General features: G+C 70.2%; 15 protein-coding genes. 8 read left to right on the plus strand and 7 right to left on the minus strand.

Features of this window, described 5'->3' with window-relative positions; translation table 11 throughout:
- Window positions 1-36: 36 nt before the first annotated feature.
- The 5 genes from GF068_RS07445 to GF068_RS07465 are packed head-to-tail and all read right to left on the minus strand — an operon-like array spanning window position 37 to window position 6,185.
- Window positions 37-390 carry a hypothetical protein gene (locus GF068_RS07445; RefSeq protein ID WP_153818631.1) on the minus strand — a complete coding sequence of 118 codons (354 nt, stop codon included), beginning with the start codon at window positions 388-390 and terminating at the stop codon, window positions 37-39.
- Window positions 387-4,079, minus strand: coding sequence for a sigma 54-interacting transcriptional regulator (locus GF068_RS46925; protein ID WP_153818632.1), 3,693 nt, complete (start codon window positions 4,077-4,079; stop codon window positions 387-389). Before GF068_RS46925 ends, GF068_RS07445 begins: the two co-directional genes overlap by 4 nt.
- A gap of 45 nt (window positions 4,080-4,124) precedes the next feature.
- Window positions 4,125-4,964, minus strand: coding sequence for a DUF2520 domain-containing protein (locus tag GF068_RS07455; RefSeq protein ID WP_153818633.1), 840 nt, complete (start codon window positions 4,962-4,964; stop codon window positions 4,125-4,127).
- The gene (gene nadD / locus GF068_RS07460) at window positions 4,964-5,566 is read right to left on the minus strand and encodes a nicotinate (nicotinamide) nucleotide adenylyltransferase (RefSeq protein ID WP_153818634.1); all 603 of its coding nucleotides are present in this window, start codon (window positions 5,564-5,566) and stop codon (window positions 4,964-4,966) included. Before nadD ends, GF068_RS07455 begins: the two co-directional genes overlap by 1 nt.
- Window positions 5,547-6,185 carry a hypothetical protein gene (locus GF068_RS07465; RefSeq protein WP_153818635.1) on the minus strand — a complete coding sequence of 213 codons (639 nt, stop codon included), beginning with the start codon at window positions 6,183-6,185 and terminating at the stop codon, window positions 5,547-5,549. The genes nadD and GF068_RS07465 overlap by 20 nt, the downstream gene beginning before the upstream one ends.
- Before the next feature lie 91 nt (window positions 6,186-6,276).
- Here GF068_RS07465 and GF068_RS07470 point away from each other — a divergent pair, with 91 nt between their 5' ends.
- Complete coding sequence (locus GF068_RS07470) at window positions 6,277-7,512, plus strand: 2Fe-2S iron-sulfur cluster-binding protein (RefSeq protein ID WP_153818636.1); 1,236 nt, start codon at window positions 6,277-6,279, stop codon at window positions 7,510-7,512.
- A gap of 42 nt (window positions 7,513-7,554) precedes the next feature.
- Here GF068_RS07470 and GF068_RS07475 read toward each other — a convergent pair whose 3' ends face one another.
- Entirely contained in the window at window positions 7,555-8,235 is a 681-nt protein-coding gene (locus GF068_RS07475; RefSeq protein ID WP_338046271.1) for a heme exporter protein CcmB, read from the minus strand.
- 103 nt (window positions 8,236-8,338) lie between these two features.
- On the opposite strand from GF068_RS07475, the gene gltX reads away from it, so the two are divergent.
- The 5 genes from gltX to GF068_RS07500 all read left to right on the plus strand — a co-directional run bounded on the left by gltX (window position 8,339) and on the right by GF068_RS07500 (window position 14,153).
- Window positions 8,339-9,799 (plus strand): glutamate--tRNA ligase, encoded by a 1,461-nt coding sequence (gene gltX, locus GF068_RS07480; RefSeq protein WP_153818637.1) that lies wholly within the window; start codon window positions 8,339-8,341, stop codon window positions 9,797-9,799.
- 7 nt (window positions 9,800-9,806) lie between these two features.
- Window positions 9,807-10,760 carry a CPBP family glutamic-type intramembrane protease gene (locus GF068_RS07485; RefSeq protein ID WP_153818638.1) on the plus strand — a complete coding sequence of 318 codons (954 nt, stop codon included), beginning with the start codon at window positions 9,807-9,809 and terminating at the stop codon, window positions 10,758-10,760.
- Between the two features lie 45 nt (window positions 10,761-10,805).
- Window positions 10,806-11,639, plus strand: coding sequence for a hypothetical protein (locus GF068_RS07490; RefSeq protein ID WP_153818639.1), 834 nt, complete (start codon window positions 10,806-10,808; stop codon window positions 11,637-11,639).
- Window positions 11,640-11,938: 299 nt separating this feature from the next.
- The gene (locus GF068_RS07495) at window positions 11,939-12,619 is read left to right on the plus strand and encodes a transglycosylase SLT domain-containing protein (protein WP_240806724.1); all 681 of its coding nucleotides are present in this window, start codon (window positions 11,939-11,941) and stop codon (window positions 12,617-12,619) included.
- Between the two features lie 151 nt (window positions 12,620-12,770).
- Complete coding sequence (locus tag GF068_RS07500; protein ID WP_153818641.1) at window positions 12,771-14,153, plus strand: KamA family radical SAM protein; 1,383 nt, start codon at window positions 12,771-12,773, stop codon at window positions 14,151-14,153.
- Window positions 14,154-14,320: 167 nt separating this feature from the next.
- Here GF068_RS07500 and GF068_RS07505 read toward each other — a convergent pair whose 3' ends face one another.
- Window positions 14,321-15,496: a helix-turn-helix transcriptional regulator gene (locus GF068_RS07505; protein ID WP_240806725.1), complete on the minus strand. Its 1,176-nt coding sequence runs from the start codon at window positions 15,494-15,496 to the stop codon at window positions 14,321-14,323.
- 164 nt (window positions 15,497-15,660) lie between these two features.
- Here GF068_RS07505 and GF068_RS07510 point away from each other — a divergent pair, with 164 nt between their 5' ends.
- Window positions 15,661-19,656 carry a MopE-related protein gene (locus GF068_RS07510; protein ID WP_153818642.1) on the plus strand — a complete coding sequence of 1,332 codons (3,996 nt, stop codon included), beginning with the start codon at window positions 15,661-15,663 and terminating at the stop codon, window positions 19,654-19,656.
- On the plus strand, window positions 19,656-22,448 hold the full coding sequence (locus GF068_RS07515) for a MopE-related protein (RefSeq protein ID WP_153818643.1): 2,793 nt from the start codon (window positions 19,656-19,658) through the stop codon (window positions 22,446-22,448). Before GF068_RS07510 ends, GF068_RS07515 begins: the two co-directional genes overlap by 1 nt.
- Window positions 22,449-22,684 lie beyond the last annotated feature (236 nt).

Genomic DNA, 22,684 nt, shown 5'->3' on the forward strand with positions numbered 1-22,684 from the left:
CGGGGACGTCCCCGATCGATCGTTCGTTCGAGGCGCCTAGTCTTGCTTGGTCCCCACGCCCGGCGAGCTCTGCGTGCCGGAGGGCGGCTCCCACGGCAGCGGATCGGGGCCGCTGCGCGCCTGGGGATCACAGCCGCTCGGCGTGAGCGTATGGAGCTCGGTCCACGGCAGCGGATCGGGCATGTCGTCGGTCTGCGGAGGCGGCTCGTCGGGCAGCTCGGACGCGCCTCGATCTGCCTGATCGTCCGAATCGGAAGCGCTCGCCTGGAGCTCCTCGACGGCCTCGTCGACCGTGACGCTCTCGTCGGGCGCGACGAGGCACCCCGTGAGCATCATCGCGACGAGTGCGAAGAGTCCTCCGAGCCCGAGCGATTGTCTCCCCACGTTCATGATCCGTCCTCCGACGCGCTGCCCAGTCCGTACTGCTTCACGAGTTGCGATAGCCTCGGCCGCTTCATCCCCAGAAGCGCCGCGGCGCGGGTGATGTTCCCGCCGCTCTCCTCGAGCGCGCGCGCGATGCACTCACGCTCGATCTTCCGCTTCATATCGCTCAGGCTCACCCCCGAACGGACGTGCGCGTACGTCACCTCGACCGGCGTCGAATCGCCCTCCCCCTGCGATCGGCGCTCGGCGAGCGGACCACGCGCCTCTTGCTCGGGAGACGAGGGCGGCGACGAGGCCCTCGGGCTCTCGGCAACAGCGCCGCGCATGTACTCGACGTTCGTCGTGAAGTCCTCGAGCTCGATGAGGTCACCCTCCGCGAAGAGCGAGGCCGCGCGCAGCGCGTTCTCGAGCTCGCGCACGTTGCCGTGCCAGGCGTGCTTCATGAGCGCCTCGAGCGCCCGATCCGAGAGCCGCTTCTGCGGCTCGCCGCGCTCCTGCGCGATACGCGTGAGCAAGGCGGAGGTGATGAGGGGCATGTCCGCGATGCGCTGGCGGAGCGAGGGGACCTCAAGCACGACCTGCCGCAGCCGGTAGTAGAGGTCCTCGCGGAACTCGCCGCGCGCGACCATCGCGCGGAGATCCCGGTGCGTGGCGCAGAGGATCCGCACGTTCGCGCGGATCGGCTGGGCGCCGCCGACGCGCTCGAAGCTCTTGTCCTCGAGCACGCGGAGGAGCGCGACCTGCGTCCGCTGCGAGATGTCGCCGATCTCGTCGAGGAAGATCGTGCCGCCCTCGGCGAGCTCGAACCGGCCGCGGCGCCGCGCCTGCGCGCCCGTGAACGCGCCCTTCTCGTGGCCGAAGAGCTCGGAGAGCAGGAGCGTCTCGACGAGCGCCGAGCAGTTCACCTTGACGAGTGGCCCCGCGCGGCGCGGGCTCATCTCGTGGATCGCGTCGGCGACGAGCTCCTTGCCGGAGCCGCTCTCGCCCTGGATCAGCACCGTCGTGTCGGCCTTCGCGACCTTCTTGATGGCCGTGAGCAGTGCGAGCATCGCCGGGTCACGCCCCACGATCCGCTCGATCGCCGTCACCGCCGATCGCGAGGGCGAGGCCCCACGCGACGGCGGCGACGACGGGGAGAGCGACGGCGAGGAGCAACCAGGACAGGACGCCTCGCCGCATCGCTCGCAAGGCCTCTGCCCCGGCTCGCTCCCGCGCGGCGCCCGCGCCGAGAGCGCCGCGAGCGCGCGCAGCTCGGGCCGCGCGAGGAACCGCTCGCGGATCCCCTCGGGCAACGACGACGCCATCAGATCCCGCGACGCGCTCGCCGCCTGCAGGTGCGCCTCGGCCTCGCGCGTGTCTCCGCGTGCGAGCTCCGCGTGGCAGAGGAGCACGCGGGCCTCACGCTCGAGCTCCGGCGCGTCCGCTTCACGCGCCAGATCGAGCGCCTCCTCCGCGGCGTCGTCCCAAGGATCCCCTGCGGCGCGCGCCCGCGTCGCTTCGAGCAGCGCGACCTCCGCGCGCGCCTGCGTCGAGCTCGCGTGCGCCCGGGCGCGCTCGATCGCCTGCGCCGCGCGCGCGACGTTGCCGTCGTCGAGCGCGATACGCGCCGCGAGGCAGTGGCACTCGCAGAGCTTCGCGCCGTTGCTCGATCCGCTCGCCCCGGCGATCGCCGAAGCGAGCTCCGCCCGCGCTTCGAGCGTCCTGCCACGCGCGAGGTGGATCCGCGCCGCGACGAGCGCGAAGTGCGGCGCGCGTGTCCCCGGGATCGCCGGCCCGCACGCCTGCCGCCCGAACGCGAGCGTCTGCTCCGCCTCGGCCACCAGCCCGAGATCGAGCCGGAGCTCCGCGAGGTTCGGGATCACGGTGGCGAGGAAGAGCCGCTCGCGGATGCGCCGGAAGACCTCGATCGCGCGCTCCGAGAGGTGGATCGCCTCCGGATGATCACGCTTCAGGATGGCGATCGTCGCGAGGTTCGTCAGGGCGAAACCCACGGCGCGGTGCTCGCCGCGCGCCGCGCCGTCGTCGAGCACCGCGGCGAGCATCGGCCGCGCCTCGTCGAGCCTGCCGGCCGAGAGCACGGCGATCGCGCGGTTGAGCCGCGCCCGGAGCTCCGCGATCCCCTCGCCGCCGCACGCCGCCTCCCACGCGTCGGCCGCGAAATGTGCCTCCGCTTCGCTCCACGACGCCGCCGCGAGCAGGAGCTTGCCGAGCACGTTGCGCGCGCCGAGCCGCGTCGCGAGCTCCGACGCGCCGCCCTGCGCCTCCTCGGCGAACCTCCGCGCGGCCTCGAGATCACCGGCCGTGTACCGCACCTCGGCGAGCTCCACGGCCGCGCGCGCCCGCGCGCCGCGCTCCTCCGCCCGGCTCATCGCTCGCTCGAGCACGATCGTCGCCGTCGTGAGATCCCCCTCCGCGCTGAGCGCCTTGCCCAGCGTGATCATCACCTCCGGCGCGTTCCCGTCCCGCGCGGCTGCTGCCCGCGCGAACCCCGTCGCCCGCTCCGCGTCGCCCACGCGGAGCGCGAGCTCGGCCGAGCGGAGCAGCGCCTTCGTCATCGCCTCGCCCGAGAAGAGCGCGAGCGCGCTCTCCCAGCGCCGCCAGAAATCCACGCGCGCCGAGGGCTCCGCGACGCCTGCGAGCGCGCGCGACGCGAGCGCCTCGGCCCGCTCCGAGAAGCCCGCGCGCGCCCACAGCTCGGCCGCGCGGAGCATCGCCCAGGGATCGATCGGGAACACCCCTTCGAGCGCGCTCGCCACCGCGATCGCGTCGTCGTGCTCCGCCTCGAGCTCCATCGGCGCCGCTCCCGTGAGCTTCATCGACCCCGCCGCGTCGATCGTCACCGCGCCACGCGCGACGAGCGCCGCCACGTCCTCGCTCGTGCCGAGTCGCCCCGCCTCCGCGACAGGAAAACTGCGCTGCGCCAGCGCGAGCCGCGCGCAGAGCCGCCTCTGCCCGGGTTCGAGCGGGATCTGCTCGGCTCGCCCGTCGAGCGGCGCGCGCCTGGCCGCGGACCACCAGCGCTCGAGCGCCTCGAGCCGCCCCTCCTCCGCGCCGAGGCGGAGCTCGGCGGCCTGCGCGATGGCCTCCCAGAAGCGACGAAGATCCTCGGGCGACGCGATCGGATCGATCTGCACGAGGCGCGCGCCCGCGGGCGCCGCCGCCACCTCGCGCAGCAAGAGCACGAGCGGCGCAGCGCCGGCGCGTGGCGCGACGAAGAGGCGCGCCATCTCCTCCACGACCGCCTGTCCCCAGTGCGTCGGCGCGCCTTCGGCCACGACGATCATCGCGCCGCTCGCCGCGGCCACGATCCGCGCGGCCACAAGGCGCGGCTCGACCACGTCGCCGATCCCCATCTGCGCCGCGATCTCGCGCCAGGGCTCGTCCCACGCGACCTCGGTGATCCGGTGGCACGCGCGCCCGATCACCTGCGCCCGCCGCGCCGCGTGCGCCCCCACCGCCGAGAGCGTCGCGCGGGGCCCGTGCAACACCACGAGCCCGCTCGATCCCTTTGTGCACAAAAGATCATCCACGGCCGCGAGCCCGCGGAGCGAGGCGCGCGCCGAAGGCGCAGCCATCACCGCGCCGGCCTGCGCCGCGCCTGCCTCCGCGCCGAAGACACCTTCGGCGCGGCCAGCTCCCGCCTCCAGGGAGGAAGACCGATCGAGCGGAGAAATGCGAGGTCCGGCGTCCGCCACGGCCTCTCCAGCGTACGGCTCGCCCGTCGCGAGCCGCAACGGTTTTCAGGCGCCGTCCGGCGCCTTTTCGAGCACCGTCACGATGGCATCGAAGCTTTCCGCCGGCGCGTCGCCCAGGGCGCGCGCGAGCGGCACCTGCAGCTTCGAAGCCGCGACGTAGAGCGGCACGAGGTGCGGCGCCGCGCGCGAGAGCATCTCGAGGTGCCGGCCCACGCCCGCCGCGTCCCCGCGCCGCACCGGCCCCGTGAGCGCCGCCGGCAAACCCATCGTCTCCACGTTGTCCGCGACGCTTCGAAGGAGCGGCCCCAGCATCGCCGCCGCCGTGTCCGCCGGCACGCCCGCGCGCCCGAGCAGATCCACCCCGCCTGCGGCGAGCGCCGCCGCCCCGTTCGCCACGAGCCCGGCCGCCGCGTGGTAAAGCACGCGATCGAGCCCCGATATCGTGCGCGGCGTCATCCCGAGGCTCCGCCCGATCTTCGCCGCGGCCCGCAGGGCGCGCGGGTCTCCGTCCACGTGGAGCTGCCCTCGCGTGAGCGACGGCGTGTCTTCCGTCGACGCGAACGAGATCATCGGGTGCATCTGCGCGACCGCGACGTTCTCGCTCCGCAGCGGCGCGAGCGGCTCCGGGCCGAGCGCGCCCGCGCAGTGCACGACCACGGCCTTCTGGTGCCCCAAGAGGCCCGCGTCCCGGATCCGCTCCGCGAGCGGCTGGAGGTCACGATCCCGCACCGCGAGGATCACGAAAGCAGCGTCGACGCGCCGCTTCGGCAGCCCGCTCCGCTGCGGCCGGAGCGTCACGGGGTACCCCACGCTCCGCAGCGCCCGCGTGAGGCCCGCGCCGACCTTGCCTGCGCCCAGGATGAACACGCGGTCCTTCTTCGCCATCAGCTCCTCCGGTAGAGACCATGCTCGGCGGCGTACGCGAGCACCTCGCGCGGGACGAGTTTGTCCACGCGCTCGCTCTCGCCGCGGCCGATCGCGTCCCGCACCTCGGTGCTCGAGATCTTCGGCAGCATCGGCTCCGGCGCGCTCTCGATCGTCACGCCTGCGCGGCCCACGAAGAGCGGCGGCGCGAGCTCCGCGATCCGATCGAACCGGTGCCACTTCGCGAGGTCCGCGATCACGTCCGCGCCGAGCAAGAGGCGCATCGACCAGTCGGGGTGGGTCGACCGCAGATGTTCGAGCGTCCGCAACGTGAGGCTCTCGCCGCCGAGCTCGCGCTCCACGGGGGAGACGCGAACGCGCGGGATCCAGGCGAACGCGAGCCTGCACATCTCGAGGCGATCCTCGAACGGCGCGAGCTCCTTGGAGAACGGGTGCCTGTAGACCGGCACGACGAGCACCTCGTCGAGGGGCTCCGTCGAGAGCACGTACACCGCCGCGAGCACGTGCGCGACGTGCGGCGGGTTGAAGCTCCCTCCGAACACGGCGACCCGATGACCCGACGTCGGCGCGGGCGCCTCCGGCTCATCCGCTGCTCTTGCCATCCTGCACCCGCATCTTGATGCCCGGCAGGCTCGGCCCGCCGCCCAGCACGTCCTCTGCGGTGACCGCCCCGCTCGTGTTCCGGATCTCCACGCGCACCCCGCCCGAGGGCACCTCTTCGAGCACGCCCATGCCTCCGCCCGGCGCCCCGATCGGGCCTGGCGAGAGGAACATCCTCGAGCCGATCCGCTTCATCGTCGGCTCCTGGCTCCGCCCGTACACGAGCAGGCTCGCGGCCGCGATGTCGTCCTGATCGAGGATCCCCTTGTCGTACACGAAGACCGCGACGCGCCCGTCGAGCAGCTCGATCGAGCGGAGCTGGCGGCTCGGGATGCTCGTCAACGCGCGTAGCCCGAGCCGCGTGCGCTCGGCGGCCACGAAGGCGTCGATCTCCTCCGGCGTCGCGCGCGCGCAGCGCAGCGCGGCTCGCGCGAAGGTGAAATCCTCGCCCGGGTTCGCGTCGACGAGGCGATAGCCCCAGGCCTTGGCCACGAGATCGAGCGCGCCGTCATCCGACAGGTAGATGAGCTTGTCGACCTCGACCTCGTCGAGCAGCAGCCGCGCGGCTCGTCCGAGCGCGGGTAGATCTCTGTTGGCCGGTCCGAGGATGCCTAGGCGCATCGAGTCGAGAGGGTAGATCAGCCGCGAGTCCCCGTGGATCTTTGTTTGCGTGGGCCGGCCCCGAGACCTTCGTGCTATAGCGCCCTCGCCCATGTTCCGGCGTACGCGGGCCCTCCGAGATCCCGTCACGATCCACCTCGACGGCTCGCCGGTGCGGGCCGAGCGGGGCGAGCCGCTCGCCGCCTCGCTGCTCGCCGAGGACAAGATCATCCTGGCGCGTAGCCCCAAGCTCCACCGCCCGCGCAGCGCGAGTTGCCTCCGCGGCGGCTGCGACGGCTGCCTCATGCGCGTCGACGGCGCGCCGAACGTGATGACCTGCCTCCACGCGACGGCCGGCGGCGAGCGCATCGAGACCCAGAACGTCGTTGGATCCCGCAAGGCCGACCTCTTGCGGGTGACCGACTGGTTCTTCCCGAACGGCATCGACCACCACCACTTCATGGCGGGTGTCCCTGCGCTCGGCTCGATCATGCAGAGCATGGCGCGCAAGATCGCGGGGCTCGGCCGCCTGCCCTCCGAGATCGAGGCGACCCGACCCGCCCGCTTGCTCGAGGCCGACGCCGTGGTCGTGGGCGCGGGCCTCGCGGGCCTCGTCGTCGCGAACAGGCTCGGCGCCTCGGGCGCGCGTGTGGTCGTCGTCGACGACGGGCTCTCCCTCGGCGGCTCCCTCCTCGCCTTGCCCGATCAAACGTCGCGGCTCGAATCACTTCGTTTGACCGGCGACCTCGTCTTCTCGCGCTCGACCGTCGCCGGCTCGTACCTCGGGGACCTTCTCGTCGCCTCCGAGGCGGGGGCTGTCGTGGTGCGCGCGCCGATCAAGGTCTTCGCGACGGGCGCGCACGACGGCGTGCTCGCCTTCCCGGGCAACGACATGCCGGGCGTCTTCTCTGCCCGCGCGGTCTGCCTGCTTCATGCGTACGGCATCGAGCCCGACGGCCCGATCGTCGTCGTGGGTGATGATCTCTGGTCGGACGAGCTTTCGAACCGGTTCGAGGATCGCGTGCTTCGTTTCGGGGTCTCGGCCCTCGCGGGTGTCGAGGGGACGGGGCACGTGAAGCGTGTCCTCATGCGTGACGGCTCCAAGGTGCGCCGCCTCGACGCGGAGGTCCTCGCCGTCGGCGTGCCCGGCGCCCCCGCGTTCGAGCTCGCGGCGCAGGCCGGCGCCGAGGTTCGTTTTGATCCGGCGCGCGGGTACGTGGTCGCGTGTGACGAAAACGGCGCGGCGGGCGAGGGCATCTGGGCCGTCGGCGAGTGCACCGGCATGGACTTCGATCCCGACGCGATCACGGCCGCCGCCGAACGCTGCGCCGATGCGATCATCGCTTGAGGGCTCCGCTCCGACAAGCGGAGCTACGCCCCCAAACCCCCATCATCCATCGATGAGCGTATCGAACAGCCCGACGCCGCCGGCCGTGAACACCGTCCCGAACACGGCCATCAGCGCGAGGTAATCGAAGAGCTCGCTCGTCTCCGCGCCGCCGAAGAGCTCGCGCGTCCCGGCCACCGCGGCGAGCAGCGTCGGCGCGAGCAGCGGGAAAAACACGCTCGCGAGCACGAGATCCCGCGCCCGCGTCCGCACCGTCATCGCGCCGAAGAGCGTCCCCACCGCGGCGATCCCCGGCGTCGCGAAGAGCCCGATCAGGAGCAGCCCCGGCGCCATCTCGATCAGATCCACCGAGAAGAGCAGCGCGCTCACCGGGACCACGATCACCTCCACGAGCCCCACGAAGATCGCCACGCTCACGGCCTTCCCCGCGAAGATCGCGCCGCGCGACACGGGCAACACGAGCAGCCCCGCGAGCGCGTTCTCCTCGCGCTCGCGTTGCCACGTCCGCCCGACCGCGAGCACCGACGCGAACGCGACGGAGACCCAGATCACCCCGGGGGCCACGCCTTCCGTTGCTTCTTGTCCTGCGAAAAACGCGAGCGACGCGATGACCGCGACGAGCACGGCGAAGAACCCGCTCGTGGTCACGATCTCGCCCGTGGACAGCTCGATGGCGAGGTCCTTCCCGGCGATCAGCGCGGCTTGTCTCAGGAATCGTTTCACGTACGAGCTCGGAGCCCGAGGGTATACACGCTCTCGGCGAGCGCGCCTGCACGAGCACGCCGCTGCCGACACTCGTCGTAAAAAATGCTACAGGGCGGGCGCCATGTCACAAGGCAAGCCTCGCGTTCGATTTGCTCCTTCTCCGACCGGCTACCTCCACATCGGCGGCGTCCGGACGGCGCTCTTCAACTGGCTCTGGGCGCGCAAGACCGGCGGCACGTTCGTCCTGCGCATCGAGGACACCGACCAGGAGCGCAGCACGCCGGAGAACGAAGCGATCATCCTGCGCGAGCTGCGCTGGCTCGGGCTCGGCTGGGACGAGGGCCCCGAGGCCTCTGGCGACCACGGCCCCTACCGGCAGATGGAGCGGCTCCCGATTTACCAGGAGCACGTGGAGAAGCTCATCGCGGCGGGCGCGGCCTACCGTTGTTATTGCACCAAGGAAGAGCTCGACGCCCAGCGCGAGGCGCTGAAGGCCCGCGATCCGAAGGCTCAGTTCCGTTACCCGGGCACCTGCCGCGAGCGCACGGGCCCCGCGCCCGATCGCCCGTTCGTCATTCGTTTCCGCGCGCCGAGCTCGGGCTCCGTCACCTACAAGGACCTCGTCTTCGGCGAGGTCGTCACGCCGAACAACACGCAGCAGGACGCCGTGCTCGTGCGTGCGGACGGCGTCCCGCTCTACAACCTCGGCGCGGTCGTCGACGACATCACCATGGGCATCACGCTCGTGGCGCGCGGCCGTGACCACATGATCAACACCCCGCCGCAGATCCTGCTCTACCAGGCGCTCGGCGCGCCCGTCCCGCAGTTCGCGCACCTGCCGATGATGCTCGCGCCCGACGGGCAGAAGCTCTCGAAGCGGCACGGCGCGGTCTCCGTCGGCGAGTACCGCGAGCGTGGCATCTCCCCGATGGGCCTCCTGAACTACCTCGTCCGCTTCGGCTGGTCCTACGGCGACGAGGAGATCTTCTCCATGCAGGACCTCGTCCAGAAGTTCGGCTGGGAGAACTGCAGCAAGGCCGACGGCAAGTTCGACGCGAAGAAGCTCGCGGCGATCGCCTTCGAGCACCTCAAGTCCCCGGCGCTCACGCCCGACGACGCCTACCTCGACAGCACGCTCCCGTTCCTCGAAAAACGTGGCCTCTCGGGCGTCGATCGCGAGAAGGTCCGCGCGCTCCTCCCGCTCATCCGCGAGCGCGCGCAGACGTTCGCCGACGCGGCCGACGCGCTCGACTACTTCTTCCGCGATCTGCCCACGTACGACGAGAAGGCCGTGAAGAAATTCCTCGTCGCGGACAAGGCGCCGCACCTCCGGGCCGTGCGGGACCTCTTCGCCTCGATCGACGATTTCTCCACGAAGAACCTCGAGGCTCGGTTCGGCGAGCTCCTCACCGAGAAGAAGCTCGAGATCAAGGACGTGGCGCAGCCCGTCCGCGTCGCGATCAGCGGCCGGACGGCGACGCCTGGGCTCTTCGACGTCCTCTCGCTCGTCGGCAAGCCGCGCGTCCTTGCGCGCCTCGACCATGCGCTCGGCTTGATCGCCGCCGCGACCGGGAACGGCTGAGCCTTCGATGTTCCACCTCGCCTCGACGCTCCTCGCGGCGGCCGGCCCGACGGGGGCGCGTGTCGCGCCGACGCTCTTCGAAACGGCGACGAAGGCCCTCTTCCCCGTCGTCGCGTACATCGCGCTCGCGCCCGTGCTCTGGTTCTTCTTCCGGCGCACGTGGCGCGAGCTCGACGTCGCCGCGCACGAACACCAGCGCAAGACGCTCGCCGCCGGGACGTACGACTACCGGCCCGCGGTGCTCTTCGTGACCACCGCGCTCGTGCTCACGTTGCAGGAGTATTATGGCGGCCGTGATTTTTACGAAAATCACATCAAGCCATTCCTGCGCGAGCTCGACAAGGCGGGCGGCTACGGGGTCGACCTGCGCAAGTGGAACGAGCTCTACGGCTACGGCTGGTGGGCATTTACGCGCGTGTTCGGGTACGTCGCGATGCCCATGATCATCTGGAAGATCTGCTTCCGGAGGGACAGCCTGCTCGACATGGGCCTCCGGGTCCGCGGCTTCCTGAAGCACGCGTGGATCTACGGGCTTTGCCTCGCGGTCGTGGTCCCGGCCGTGGTCATCGTCTCGCGGGCGCCTGATTTCGGCACGTATTACCCGTTCTACAAGCAATGCTCCCGCTCGTGGTTCGACCTCGCGATGTGGGAGCTCATGTATTTCGCCCAGTTCTTCGCGCTCGAGGTCTTCTTCCGCGGCTTCTGGCTCTCGGGCCTGCGCACCTCGCTCGGCTCCGGCGCGATCTTCGCGATGTGCGTGCCATATTGCATGATCCATTATGGCAAGCCTTACCTCGAGGCCGCGGGCGCCGTGGTCGCGGGCATCGCGCTCGGCTCGCTCGCGATGCGCACGAAGAGCATCTACTCGGGCTTCCTCGTGCACGTGACGGTCGCGCTGCTCATGGATCTGCTGGCGCTCTCGCACCGCAACGCGCTGCCGACGTCGCTCTGGGGGCCGTAGAGCCTCTCTCCTTGTTCCCCCCGCGCGGCGGGTGTACGTGGGCCCATGCCCAGCCCTCCCGCCCCCAAGCTCCTCAAGAAAAAGCCCGCCCCGGGCAAACCCGCCCCGCCTCGTGACGCTGCGTTTGCCCTCGCCGAGGTGCGCGCCGAGGTCGACGCGCTCCCCGAGAGCGAGCTTTTGCCCGTCAACGTCGACGTCCCGCGCGCCGTCGCCATCGTCCTCGGCGCCGCGCCGCACCTCGCCGCGCTCCGGGAGCGCTTCGTCGCCGAGCTGCCCAAGCACCCCATTCGGTACATCGACAACCTGAAGAACTACGCGCTCGCGGCCTGGTATTCGCACCTGCTCTCGCTCCCGGCGCCGGGGCCCGAGAACACGGTCAAGAAGCTCCTGGAGGAGGCCTCTCCCCTGCGCGAATCGCTGCTCGTCGCGGCCGAGGCGCTCGCGCATCGCGGGTTCTTCGAGAAGGAGCGCGTCGCCGAGATCCGCAGCGGCCAGGGCCACCTCGACACGGCGAACGATCTCGTCGCGCTCGCGGCGCTCTTCTCCGAGCATTGGAGCGCGATCGAGCACAAGACGGCCGTCGAATGGGCCGAGGTCGAGCGCGCGGCGGCGATCGGGCCGGACATCCTCGTGGCGGTGGGCGAGCGCGAGCTCCCGCGCTCGGGCGAGAAGCCGGACGACCCCACGAAGCTCCGGGTGCGCGCGTTTTCCTTGCTCGCCAAGGCGTACGACCAGTGCCGCCGGGGCGCGGCTTATCTCGCCTGGGGCGAGCGGGACCTCGACGAGATCGCGCCCTCGCTTTACAGCGCCCGGGGCGCGGGGCGACGCATGGCCGACACCGAAGCGGACGGACCGGCCGAGCCGACCGGTCAGGGCTGAGGCAAGGCGGTCGGACCGGTCCGGAGGTCCACCACCGGTGCTCGAGAGGCCCCTCGACCGGTCGGCGGGCCCCGAAATTGGTGCACGTGGGCCCCTCGAAGGGCCCAGCCGCGCGGGAAACCGGCGTGGTCGGGGCATCGCGCCCCCCTTCTGCATCCGTTCGTGGTGCCGGGGAGGGCGGTCGGACCGCCTCGGGAGACCAAGAACGGTGGAGCGAGACCGGTCGAAGGAAGCTTCGGCCCCCCTCGCCGGTTCGGCCCCTGATGCCGTCGCCCGACCGTGTGCTATCCTGGCCTCGCTTGGCCGCCTCTTCGCTCACCTCTGCCCGCTTCGTGCTCGGCCTGCTCGGCCTCGGGGCGGCGATGCTCCTGCCGGGTCGGGCGGAAGCCGACATTTATACCTACACGGACGCGCAGGGGAACGTGCACGTGACGAGCCAGCCTGTCCGCGGCGGAAAGTCGGGCGGGAAGATGGATCGGATCACGAGCGGGGACGCGGGCGGAAAGACGCGCAAGAAGGCTGCCCAGCTCTTCACGGTATCCATGCCGAGCGACCGCTCGCCGGAGCGTTTTGGTCGGTACGACTCGTGGATTCGCGAGGGCGCGCGGCTTTATCGGCTGCCGGAAGAGCTCATTCGCGCGGTGATCAAGTGCGAGAGCGACTTCGATCCACGCGCCGTCTCGCCCACGGGCGCGCAGGGCTTGATGCAGCTCATGCCTGCGACCGCGCTGCGAATGCAGGTGCGTGACGCCTTCGATCCGCGGGAAAACATCCTCGGCGGCTCCCGTTATCTGCGCGTGCTCGCGAACATGTTCAACGGTGATCTCGAGCTCACGGTGGCGGGCTACAACGCCGGGGAAAACGCTGTGATGCGGTACCAGGGCATCCCGCCGTACGAGGAGACGCAGGGGTACGTGGGCTGCGTCGTCGGGCATTATCGCAGCTTCAAGGCTGCTCGTTTGCCGCTCGAAGGCCTCTGAGTTTCCCGCGCCGGGGAACTCCCTGGAGACCCCGGGCCGTCCTCGTGCTAGGATCGCGCCTTCCTGCGGGTTGCGCGGGCGCCCGATTGTTCTATATGGCGCTCGTCAGCCGGGCGAGCCCGAGGGCCGCCGAAACCCTCGAGAGCGAACCATGACTGCCCAAAGCCTCATCGAGCTCAGCAAACGCACCTACGAAATCGTACCGCAGAAGCCTCCGGTCGATCCGGCGCGGCTCGAGTACAAGAACTTCAAGGATACGCCGGACTGGCGGCGGATCCCCGCTTATGCCGACGTCACCGAGGAGCAATTCCTCGATCACCGCTGGCAGTCGAAGAAATCGATCACCCGGCCCGACAAGCTCCTCGAGGCCCTGCGGGATCTCGTCTCCGAGGAGTTCATCAAGGACGCGACCGAGGGCTTCGCCCGCGCGCCGATGAGCGTGCGCGTCTCGCCCTACCTGCTCTCGCTCATCGACTGGACGGACCCCTATCGTGATCCGCTGCGCACCCAGTTCATCCCGCTGGGGTCGCGCTTCTTGCCCGACCACCCCAAGCTCGGGCTCGACTCGTTGCACGAGCGCGCGGACGCGCCCGTCCCGGGGCTGACGCATCGGTACACCGACAAAGCCCTCTTCCTCCCGCTCGACACCTGCCCGGTCTACTGCCGCTTCTGCACGCGCAGTTATGCCGTCGGCATCGACACCGAGGAGGTCGAGAAGACGCACTTCAAGGTCGACGAGGAGCGCTGGCGCGCCGCGTACACGTACATCGCCTCGCGGCCCGAGCTCGAGGACATCGTGGTGTCGGGGGGCGACGCGTACAACCTGCGCCCCGAGCAGCTTCGTTCGATCGGCGAGACGCTGCTCGGCATGCCCAACATCCGCCGCATCCGCCTCGCGACGAAGGGCCCGGCCGTGATGCCGCAGAAGATCCTCACGGACGACGAGTGGATCGACGCCGTCACGTACATCTCCGACCTCGGCCGCAAGCTGCACAAGGAGGTCGCGGTGCACACGCACTTCAACAACCCGAACGAGATCACGGGCATCACGCGCGACGCCATGCAGAAGCTCTTCGGGCGCGGCATCCGCGTGCGCAACCAGAGCGTGCTCATCCGCGGGGTGAACGACGATCCGGAGACCATGAAGCTGCTCGTCAAGCGCCTCGGCCACCTCAACGTGCAGCCCTACTACGTGTACGTGCACGACCTCGTGAAGGGCGCCGAGGACCTGCGTACGACCGTCGCGACGGGCGAGCTCATCGAGAAACACGTGCGCGGCTCGACCGCGGGCTTCAACACGCCCACGTTCGTCGTCGACGCCCCTGGCGGCGGCGGCAAGCGCGACGTGCACTCGTACGAGTTCTACGATCGCGTGACGGGCATCAGCGTCTTCGAGAGCCCGAGCGTCAAGCCCGGCCAGAAGTACCTCTACTTCGATCCGATCGACCGGCTGCCGGACGAGGGCCGCGCCCGCTGGGCCGATCCGCGCGAGCATCAGGTGATGATCGACGAAGCGATGCGCGCGGTGTCCTGAAGCAACATACCTCTGCATCGACCGCATCGCGGTCGATGCACCAGAGGTCCAGGGCTTGCCCTGGTCCGGGTCCAGGGGTGGACAACCCCGGGGTTTGGGGCGTAGCTCGGCTCTGCCGAGCGCAGCCCCATCGTTGGCCAGACGGGGTCCGGGGTGAAACCCCGGCGCTACGACGACCGGCTCTTCTTCACCTTCGGTCGATCCTCGGGAGCGGCGTCGTAGTTCGCCACGGCCTGCTGGAGCTCCTTCTTCACGCGCGCCACGAGATCCGGGGGCTCGAGCACGCGCGCGGTCTCGCCGAAGCCGAGGACCCACGACGTCAGCTCCGTCATGTCGCCGATGTCGAGCGAGAGCCGCACGCCTCCGCCTTGCAGCTCCTCGATCACCTGCGACGGGTGCACCTTGCGCGTCCGCACGAAGTCCGCGACCTTCGCGCTGAAGTCGATCACCACGTGCGTCGAGGCGCCGCCCGACCAGATGCCGAAGGTGCCCTGGAAGTAGTCCTCGACGCGGAAATTCGCGGGTAGATCGAAGCGCTCCGTCGTCGCGCACTCCGTGTCGCGCATGCGGTCGAGCAAGAACGTGCGGATCTCGCCGCGGCCCGCGTGCAAGCCGACGCAGTAGATCGCGTCCTTGTAGAGGACCATCGCGTAGGGATGGATGAGGACCTTGTCCTCGCGACCGTCCTTCGCGCGTCGGTAGCGGCACGAGAGCGGGCGTAGATCGGCGACGGCCTGGAAGAGATCGTCGAGCGCCTCCGTGTGCGCCGCGTAGTCCTTCGGGGCGAAGGGCAGGTAGAGGAAGCGCTCTTCGAGGCGCGCGTCGGCCACGCCTGCGTTCGGGCCGCGGCCTGGGCGCCGCGCGACGCCGAGGAGCTGCTGCGCGGCGAGGTCGATCTCTTCGTAGAGCGTCGAGCCGCGCATCGGCTCGAACAGGCGCCGCGCCGCGAGCAGCGCGTAGGCCTGCGTGCGCCGCACCTCGACGCGCCGAGGCGCTTCGCCGGGGGCCAGGCGCCAGAGGCGCGTGCCGCCGGGCTTGCTCGTGGTCGAGACGAGATCGAGATCCCGCCGCACCTCCGCGAGGTAGCGGCGCATCGATCGCGGCGTCACCTCGAGCTCGCGGGCGAGCTCGTAGATCGTCAGGCCTTTCGGGTGCCGCTGCAGCAGCGCGCGCAACGTGTCGAGGCGCCTGTGCTGCGTGAACGGGCCTTTCGGCCGGCCGCGTGGTCGCGCGGGGGCCGAGGCCTGCGGAATGGAGGGCGCGGCGCGGCGCGCGGAGGAGAGAGCTTCGCGTCCTGTGCTCGAGGTGCCGGATCCCACGGTACGCACCTTCGTGTATCGCAACGAGCGCCTCCGGGAAAGCGCGTTCGTGGCTTGTCCGACGAGCTTCGCCTGCTCGGGCCTCTCCGGGCGCTCTTCGGGGTTCGTCCTGGTGTGTCTGTCGGAGCTGGGAACATCCCGCCTTGCTGGATCGCGCGCTTGCATGCGACCATGGAGCGCTGGCGTGCGTGCGTGCTCTGCAGTTCACCCGGTTCCCCGGGGAGGTGCAGGGAGCGCATGACGCGGGCCAGCGGGGACAGGACACGATGTTCAGCAGCGTTCTTGCACTTCTTCAACAGCGCTCGGTGCGGGTGAAGGCCTTCGTGGGCGGAGGCCTGCTCTGCGCTGGGCTCGCGGCCGCGAGCCCCGCGGGCGCGGAGCCTGCCGCGTGTTTGTCGTTTGATCCATCGGTCTGGCCGGCGCCGTCGAAGCCGTACTTCATGGTCGCGTTCGACTCGTCCGGCTCGATGACGAACTCGGTCGCGTCGAACAACTCGTGCAACTACCCCAACAACCGCCTCGGTCATGGCCGTTGCGCCGTGAAGAACACGTTCCAGGCGTTCGCGGGGCAGGTGAACTTCGGCCTCGCGTCGTTCGCGAAGCGCCACCGACTCTGCTCGAGCTCGACCTGCTACACGGGCTGCGTCGGCAGTGATTACACGGTGAATGACGGCCCCCTCGGGTGCGGCCCGGAGCCCGCGTGCGGCTTGCCGAACTCCGCGTGTCGCCAGGGTGGGAACATCCTCGTGCCGATGCTCGTCGACAACCACTACGCGCCGCCGCTGGTCCCGACGAACCTCACGGAGCTGCTCGCCTGGGTCGACAACGACTGCACGAACAGCAAGGAGCTCTTCGCGAGCGGCAACACGCCGCTGAACGGCGTCCTCCGGGACATCCATCGGTACCTCGCGGATCAATGGGTCGGGAACTATCCCGGCTCGCAGACCTACCTCTCGCCGCTCGCGAGCCTCGCGGCCGGCGAGCGGCCTTGCCGCTCGGTGAACGTCATCCTCGTGACCGACGGCGACGAGACCTGCGACACGCAGGCGGACGCCGTGGACGCGGCCGCGGATCTGCTCGCGGGCTTCACGAAGGGCGGGATCCACTGGAGCGTGAGGACACACGTGATCGCCTTCGGCGACACGACGCTCGTCGACGCCGGCGCGATCGCCGCGGCCGGCGGCACGGGGACGGCGCAATCGGCGGCGAACGAGGTGCAGCTCGCCCAGTCGCTCGCGAACATCATCGCCGGCGCGATCAAGCCCGAGAGCTGCAACAACACCGACGACAACTGCAACGGCTGCACCGACGAGGGCTTCGTCCACTACTGCAACAAGGGACAAACCTGCTGCGCGTGGGCGACGCAGGCCGAACGCGCGGCGTGCCTCTCGACGTACCAGGCCACGATCTCCCCGGCCGATCCCGACGGTGATCTCACGAAGCTGCCGTGCACGACGGCGGCCGAGCAGCAGGACCCGGCGAGCTGGCTCTGCTTCAACCCGAAGGAGAGCTGCGACGACGTCGACAACAACTGCGATCCCGACGTCACGATCGACGGAAACCCCGCGAACACGGTCGACGAGGGCGTCTTCCGCTGCGGCAACCCGCTGCATTGCCCCACCGCCGAGGTCTGCAACGGCGAGGACGACGACTGCGACGGCCTGGTCGACGACGGCCTCGGTGACGCTTGTTTCTGCGTGCCTTCGCCCGAGGTCTGCGACGGCTGCGACAACGACTGCAACGGCATCGCGGACGACGGGATCGCCCCGATCCCCTGCGGCCTCACGACCCCGGCGAACTGCGCGGGCACGCTCTCGTGCAAGCCGCCGCAGAACGTGCCCGTCGGCACGTGTGTCCCGAGCGGCGGGTACAACACCTGCCAGAACAACCCGCTCCCCGAGACGTGTGACGGCATCGACAACGACTGCGACGGCATCCCGGACGACGGCGTCGCGGCGGCCGAGTGCGTGCCCGTCGGCACGCCGCCGGGCCTGAACTACGGCCCGAACAGCCAGTGCAAGAAGGGCACGCAGCCCTGCGGATCGAGCGTCTGCTCGGGCTTCGTGGGGCCGAGCGCCGAGATCTGCGACGGCGTCGACAACGACTGCGACGGGCAGGTTGACGAGAGCCCGTTCGGCGTGAACACGCCCTGCGGCGTGAACCAGCCCCCGTGCACGACGGGCCTCACGGCCTGCGTGAACGGCGCGCTCGTCTGTCAGGGCGGAACGCAGCCGGGCGCCGAGGTCTGCGACGGCGTGGACAACGACTGCGACGGCTCGGTCGACGAGACGCCGCTCGCGGACGCGCCCATGGGCGGGCAAAACGGCTGCTGGACGGAGCCGGGCGAGTGCTGCACGTTCGGCGACCTGAAATGGTGCCCGCCGCCCGGCGCGAGCTGCAATGGCACGGGCGGCCTCACGGCGCCCTGCAACACCGGCAAGCTCGTCTGCCAGGGCCTGCAAAAATGGGTCTGCGCGACGCCGAACCCGCCCACGCCCGAGGCCTGCGACGGCCTCGACAACGACTGCAATGGTCTGGTCGACGACGGGAGCATCTCCCAGGTCGGCGATCCCTGCGGCAGCGATACGGGTGAATGCCAGTCCGGCGCGCTCGCCTGTGCGGCCGGCGTGCTCGATTGTGTGGGCGACATCGGCCCCACGCAGGAGCTCTGTGACGGCAAGGACAACGACTGCGACGGCACGATCGACAACGGCGTCCAGGCGGGCGGCGTGTGCGTGGTCGCGTACGACACCACGCTGTACCCGGGTGATCGCAGCTCGGCGCCTTGCCAGCCGGGCATCTTGCAATGTGACGGGATGGGCGGCGCGGCGTGCGCGGGCGGCGTCGGCCCCTCGCCCGAGGTCTGCGACGGCCTCGACAACGATTGCGACGGCAAGGTCGACGAGAGCGGCCCCGGGCCCGACGGCATCGACGGCTCGGCGAACCCGGCCCCGCCGCCGGCCGTGAACATCGGCGATCCTTGCGGCTTGAACGTCGGCGTCTGCGCGGAGGGCAAGTATGCCTGCGTCAATGGGCAGGTCACGTGCGCCGGCGGCACGGCGTCCACGGACGAGGGCTGCGATTGCCTCGACAACGACTGCGACGGCACCACGGACGAGCAGGATCCGGGCAAGCCGAAGCTGTGCAGCACCGGCAAGGAGTGCGTGAAGAGCGGCGGCGCCTGCGCCTGCGCCTCGCCCTGCAAGGGCGGCGAGTTCCCCTGCCCGCCCGGCCAGAAATGCGAGGAGGTCACGAAGAGCGAGACCGGCGAGCCGCTCGGGGTCTATTGCGTGCCCGACAACTGCGGCGATTGCTCGGTGAAGACGGTCAAGGACGCGGCCGGCAACGTGATCTGCGCGCCCGCGGATACGCCCGCCGACGCGAATTGCAACAGGCCGCCCGTGTGCGTCTGCAAGGGCCAGGCGGGCTGCAAGGACGCGTGCGACGGCGTCACCTGCGGTCCCGGCGAGGTCTGCGCGAACGCCGGGCCGAACCTCGGCAAGTGCGTGGTGGACAACTGCTACAACGTGCCTTGCACGGGCTGCAACAAGGTCTGCAACCTCGGCTCGTGCCTGGACAACCCCTGCAAGCCCGAGAGCTGCCCGGCCGATCAGGCCTGCAAGCCGAGCGCCGATTTCACGACGTACACGTGCGTCCCGACCTGCGCGGGCGTCGATTGCGCGGCCGGCACGGCGTGCGAGGACGGCGCGTGCGTGCCGACCTGCGATCCGGCCTGCGGCGGCAGCCAGGCCTGCGACACCAGCCAGACGCCGCCGGCGTGCGTCCCGGACAAGTGCGCCGGGCCCTGCGCGAATGGCGGCACGTGCGACCCGCTCACGGGTGTTTGCGGAAACGACCCGTGCGAGGGTGTCCTTTGCCCGAGCGGACAGGTCTGTAATGTCGGCGAGTGCGTCGATCCGGCGGGCCCCGGCCCGGGCACCGGGACGGGCGTGGGCTCGGGCGGCGGCGGCGGCGGCACGGGCGCGGGTAGCAATGCGGGTGGCGCGGGCGGCGCGGGTGGTGATCCCGACAGGGGCAACTGGGGCCTGCCCACGGGCGGCGGCGGTTGCTCTTGCAAGGCGGCCGGCGATTCTCGCTCCTCGGCTGGCTGGCTCGCGCTCCTCGGTTTGCCCTTGGCCTTCCTTCGTCGGCGTCGTTCGGCGCGCAACGTGGAGGTTGCGTGATGAGCTTTTCTTCCAAACTCGGCTGGCTCGCGGCCGCGGCGGGGCTCGTCCTCGTCGCGGGTTCCGCGGGTTGCACCACCGAAGCGTTTTGCTGGTCCGATTGTGAATCCGGCTCCGCCACCTCGTCGAGCGCCTCGGGCTCCGGCGGCGCCGGCGGCGAAGGCGGCTGCCTCTTCGGTTGTGGCGGCAATGGCGGCGACGGCGGCGTCGGCGGCGACGGCGGCTCGGGCGGCGGCATGTGCGTCCCGTCCGACTCCGGCGTCGAGCGGTGCAACGGCAAGGACGACGACTGCAATGGCATGGTCGACGACCTCCCCGACTGGAGCACCCCGGAGGCCTGCGGCACCTGCGACAACAACTGCTACCAGATCCTCCTCAACACCGACCCGGACACCATCGGCTGCACCCCGAGCGCTGAGCCGGGACAATCACCGGGCACCTGCACCGGGCAGTGCGCCCCCGATTATTACGACCTCGACCCCACCTCGCCGGGATGCGAGTACTATTGCGTCTCCGGCGGCGCAGACGACTCGCTCTGCAACAACAAGGACGACGACTGCGACGGCGTCAAGGACGAGGACGTCGACCTCTGCACCAGCACCACCGATTGCGGAAAGTGCGGGCGCACCTGCGTCGTCCTCCACGGCACGCCGGCATGCACCAACACGGCCGAGCCCGGGCAGGCTTGCAACGACAGCAACACGCAATGCGTGATCCAGGCCTGCGAGCCGGGCTTCTACGACCTCGACAAGTCCTACGCCACGGGCTGCGAGTACCAGTGCAACATCACCAACGGCGGCGTCGAGATCTGCGGCGACAGCCTCGACAACGACTGTGACGGCAAGATCGACGACGCAGACGACCTCTCGGGCGACGCACAGATCGGCGTCGATTGTTTCGGCGATCCCAACGGCATCTGCGCGACTCCCGCGCACCTCGGCAAGACCATCTGCCAGGGCAACAAGATCGTCTGCGCGGGGCCCGACGTCCTCGTCGAGAACCAGAGCCCCGAGCTCTGCAACGGCCTCGACGACGATTGTGACGGCGTCGTCGACGACAGCCCCACCGACGCCGGAATGGCCTGCGGCGTCAGCAACATCTTCCCCTGCGCCTTCGGCACGCAGCAATGCCAGAACGGCGCCCTCGTCTGCGTCGGACAGATCGATCCAAAGCCGGAGATGTGCGACGGCGAGGACAACGATTGCGACGGCCAGATCGACAAGACCGGCAACAACCCGCCTCCCGACTCCGTCGGCGCATGCAACGTCCCGCCCATGCCCCCGGCGGGCGCGACCTCGCCTTGCATGGCCGGCGCCAAGGCCTGCGTCGGCGGCGCCATCGTGTGTCAGGGCTCCGTCACCCCGGCCCCGGGCACCCAGGACGGCTGCAACATCGACGCGAACTGCGACGGTGCACTGACAAACCAGCCCAACCTGCAGACCGACGTCAACAACTGCGGCATGTGCGGCAAGAGCTGCTACACCGGCGCCGTCCACTCCACCTGGGCCTGCGTCGCGGGCGCTTGCCAGTTCCAGGGCTGCGAGCCGGGGTATTACGACATCGACGGCAACCAGACCTGCGAGTACGATTGCGACTTCATCTCCGCCCAGGAGACGTGCAACGGCCTCGACGACAACTGCAACGGCCAGATCGACGAGAACGTCATCGCCCCCTCGCCCACGCAGGTCTGCGGCGTCAGCCCCTCGGCCACAAAGCCCGAGTGCACCACCAACGTCGCCGTCGCCTGCCAGATGGGCGCATGGAAATGCACCTTCCCCGCAGGCGTCTGCACCGGACAGGCACCCAGCTATTGCACCGGCACCCCGGAGATCTGCGACTCCCTCGACAACGATTGCGACGGCGTACAGAACGAGAACGTCGCCAACTGGAACAAGCCCTGCAACTCCGACGACGGCTTGCCCCCGCCCGGGCACGGCGCCTGCCGCACACAGGGCACCTACGTCTGTGATGGCCCCACGGCCATCAAATGCAGCGCCACGCCGGCCAACTGCTCGAGCCTGCCCGGCGGCTGCGAGGAGAAGTGCGACGGCCTCGACAACGATTGCGACGGCGTCGCCGACGAGCCCTACAGCGCAAAGGGCAACAACGCCACGTTCTACGTCAAGCCCGCCGTCACCAAGATCGGCGCGCAAAACAAGTGGATCTCGACCTTCGAGGCCAGCCGGCCCAACGCGACGAACCTCGTCCCCGGCACCGGCAATGGCTACTGGAGCAGCGCGCCCACGGGCTCCACGCTCGACAAGACCCCGGCCTGCTCCGTGCAAGGCAAGATCCCCTGGTTCAACATCACCCCGCGCGAGGTCGAGCAGGTCTGCGCCGCCGCCGGCGGCACCATCTGCACCACCGCCGACTGGCAAGCCGCCGCGCGTCTCCCGGCGCCCGACGCTTGCCTCTGGGGCTACGCGCCGCTCTCCGCCTGCAAAACGGCCCACGTGCCCAACGTCAAGTACTGCAACCTCGGCTTCTCCTACGACTTCGACCCCGGAGAGGCCGGCATCCAGGACGGCCTGCTCGTCACCGGCGACACCGTGAACCTCAAGAATTGCTGGGTCGATTGGACCGGACAAACCAATGCCCAGCTCTTCGACATGACCGGTAACCTCCGCGAGATCACGAAGAGCGGGAGCAACCAGTACCCCCTCCTCGGCGGCGCCTTCAACACGCAGGCAGAGTCCGGCGCTCAGTCCGACTTCACCTTCTACACCGTCGATCAGAACTTCCAGTTCTTCGACACCGGCTTCCGCTGCTGCTTCGCCGCCAACCCGGGCTGAGCCCCCCTCCCTCCGTTCGTCCCGAGCGCGCGGGAGGGGCCCGGGCGGGACGGGGGCCGGAGCCTGCCACCGCCAAAATCCCGATGAGTTCCGCACACATGGCGTCGCTGGTCAAGACAGTTTACGCCTCGCACGAAGTCCTGTAGGCTAGACGAGCCTCATCGTCCTCGACGGTCGGGATCGGGCGGTCTCTCGTCCGACCACCCCCGCCGGGTGCGCTGCGGAACCCGTACGTC

The sequence above is a fragment of the Polyangium spumosum genome (assembly GCF_009649845.1).
Lineage (GTDB): Bacteria > Myxococcota_A > Polyangia > Polyangiales > Polyangiaceae > Polyangium > Polyangium spumosum.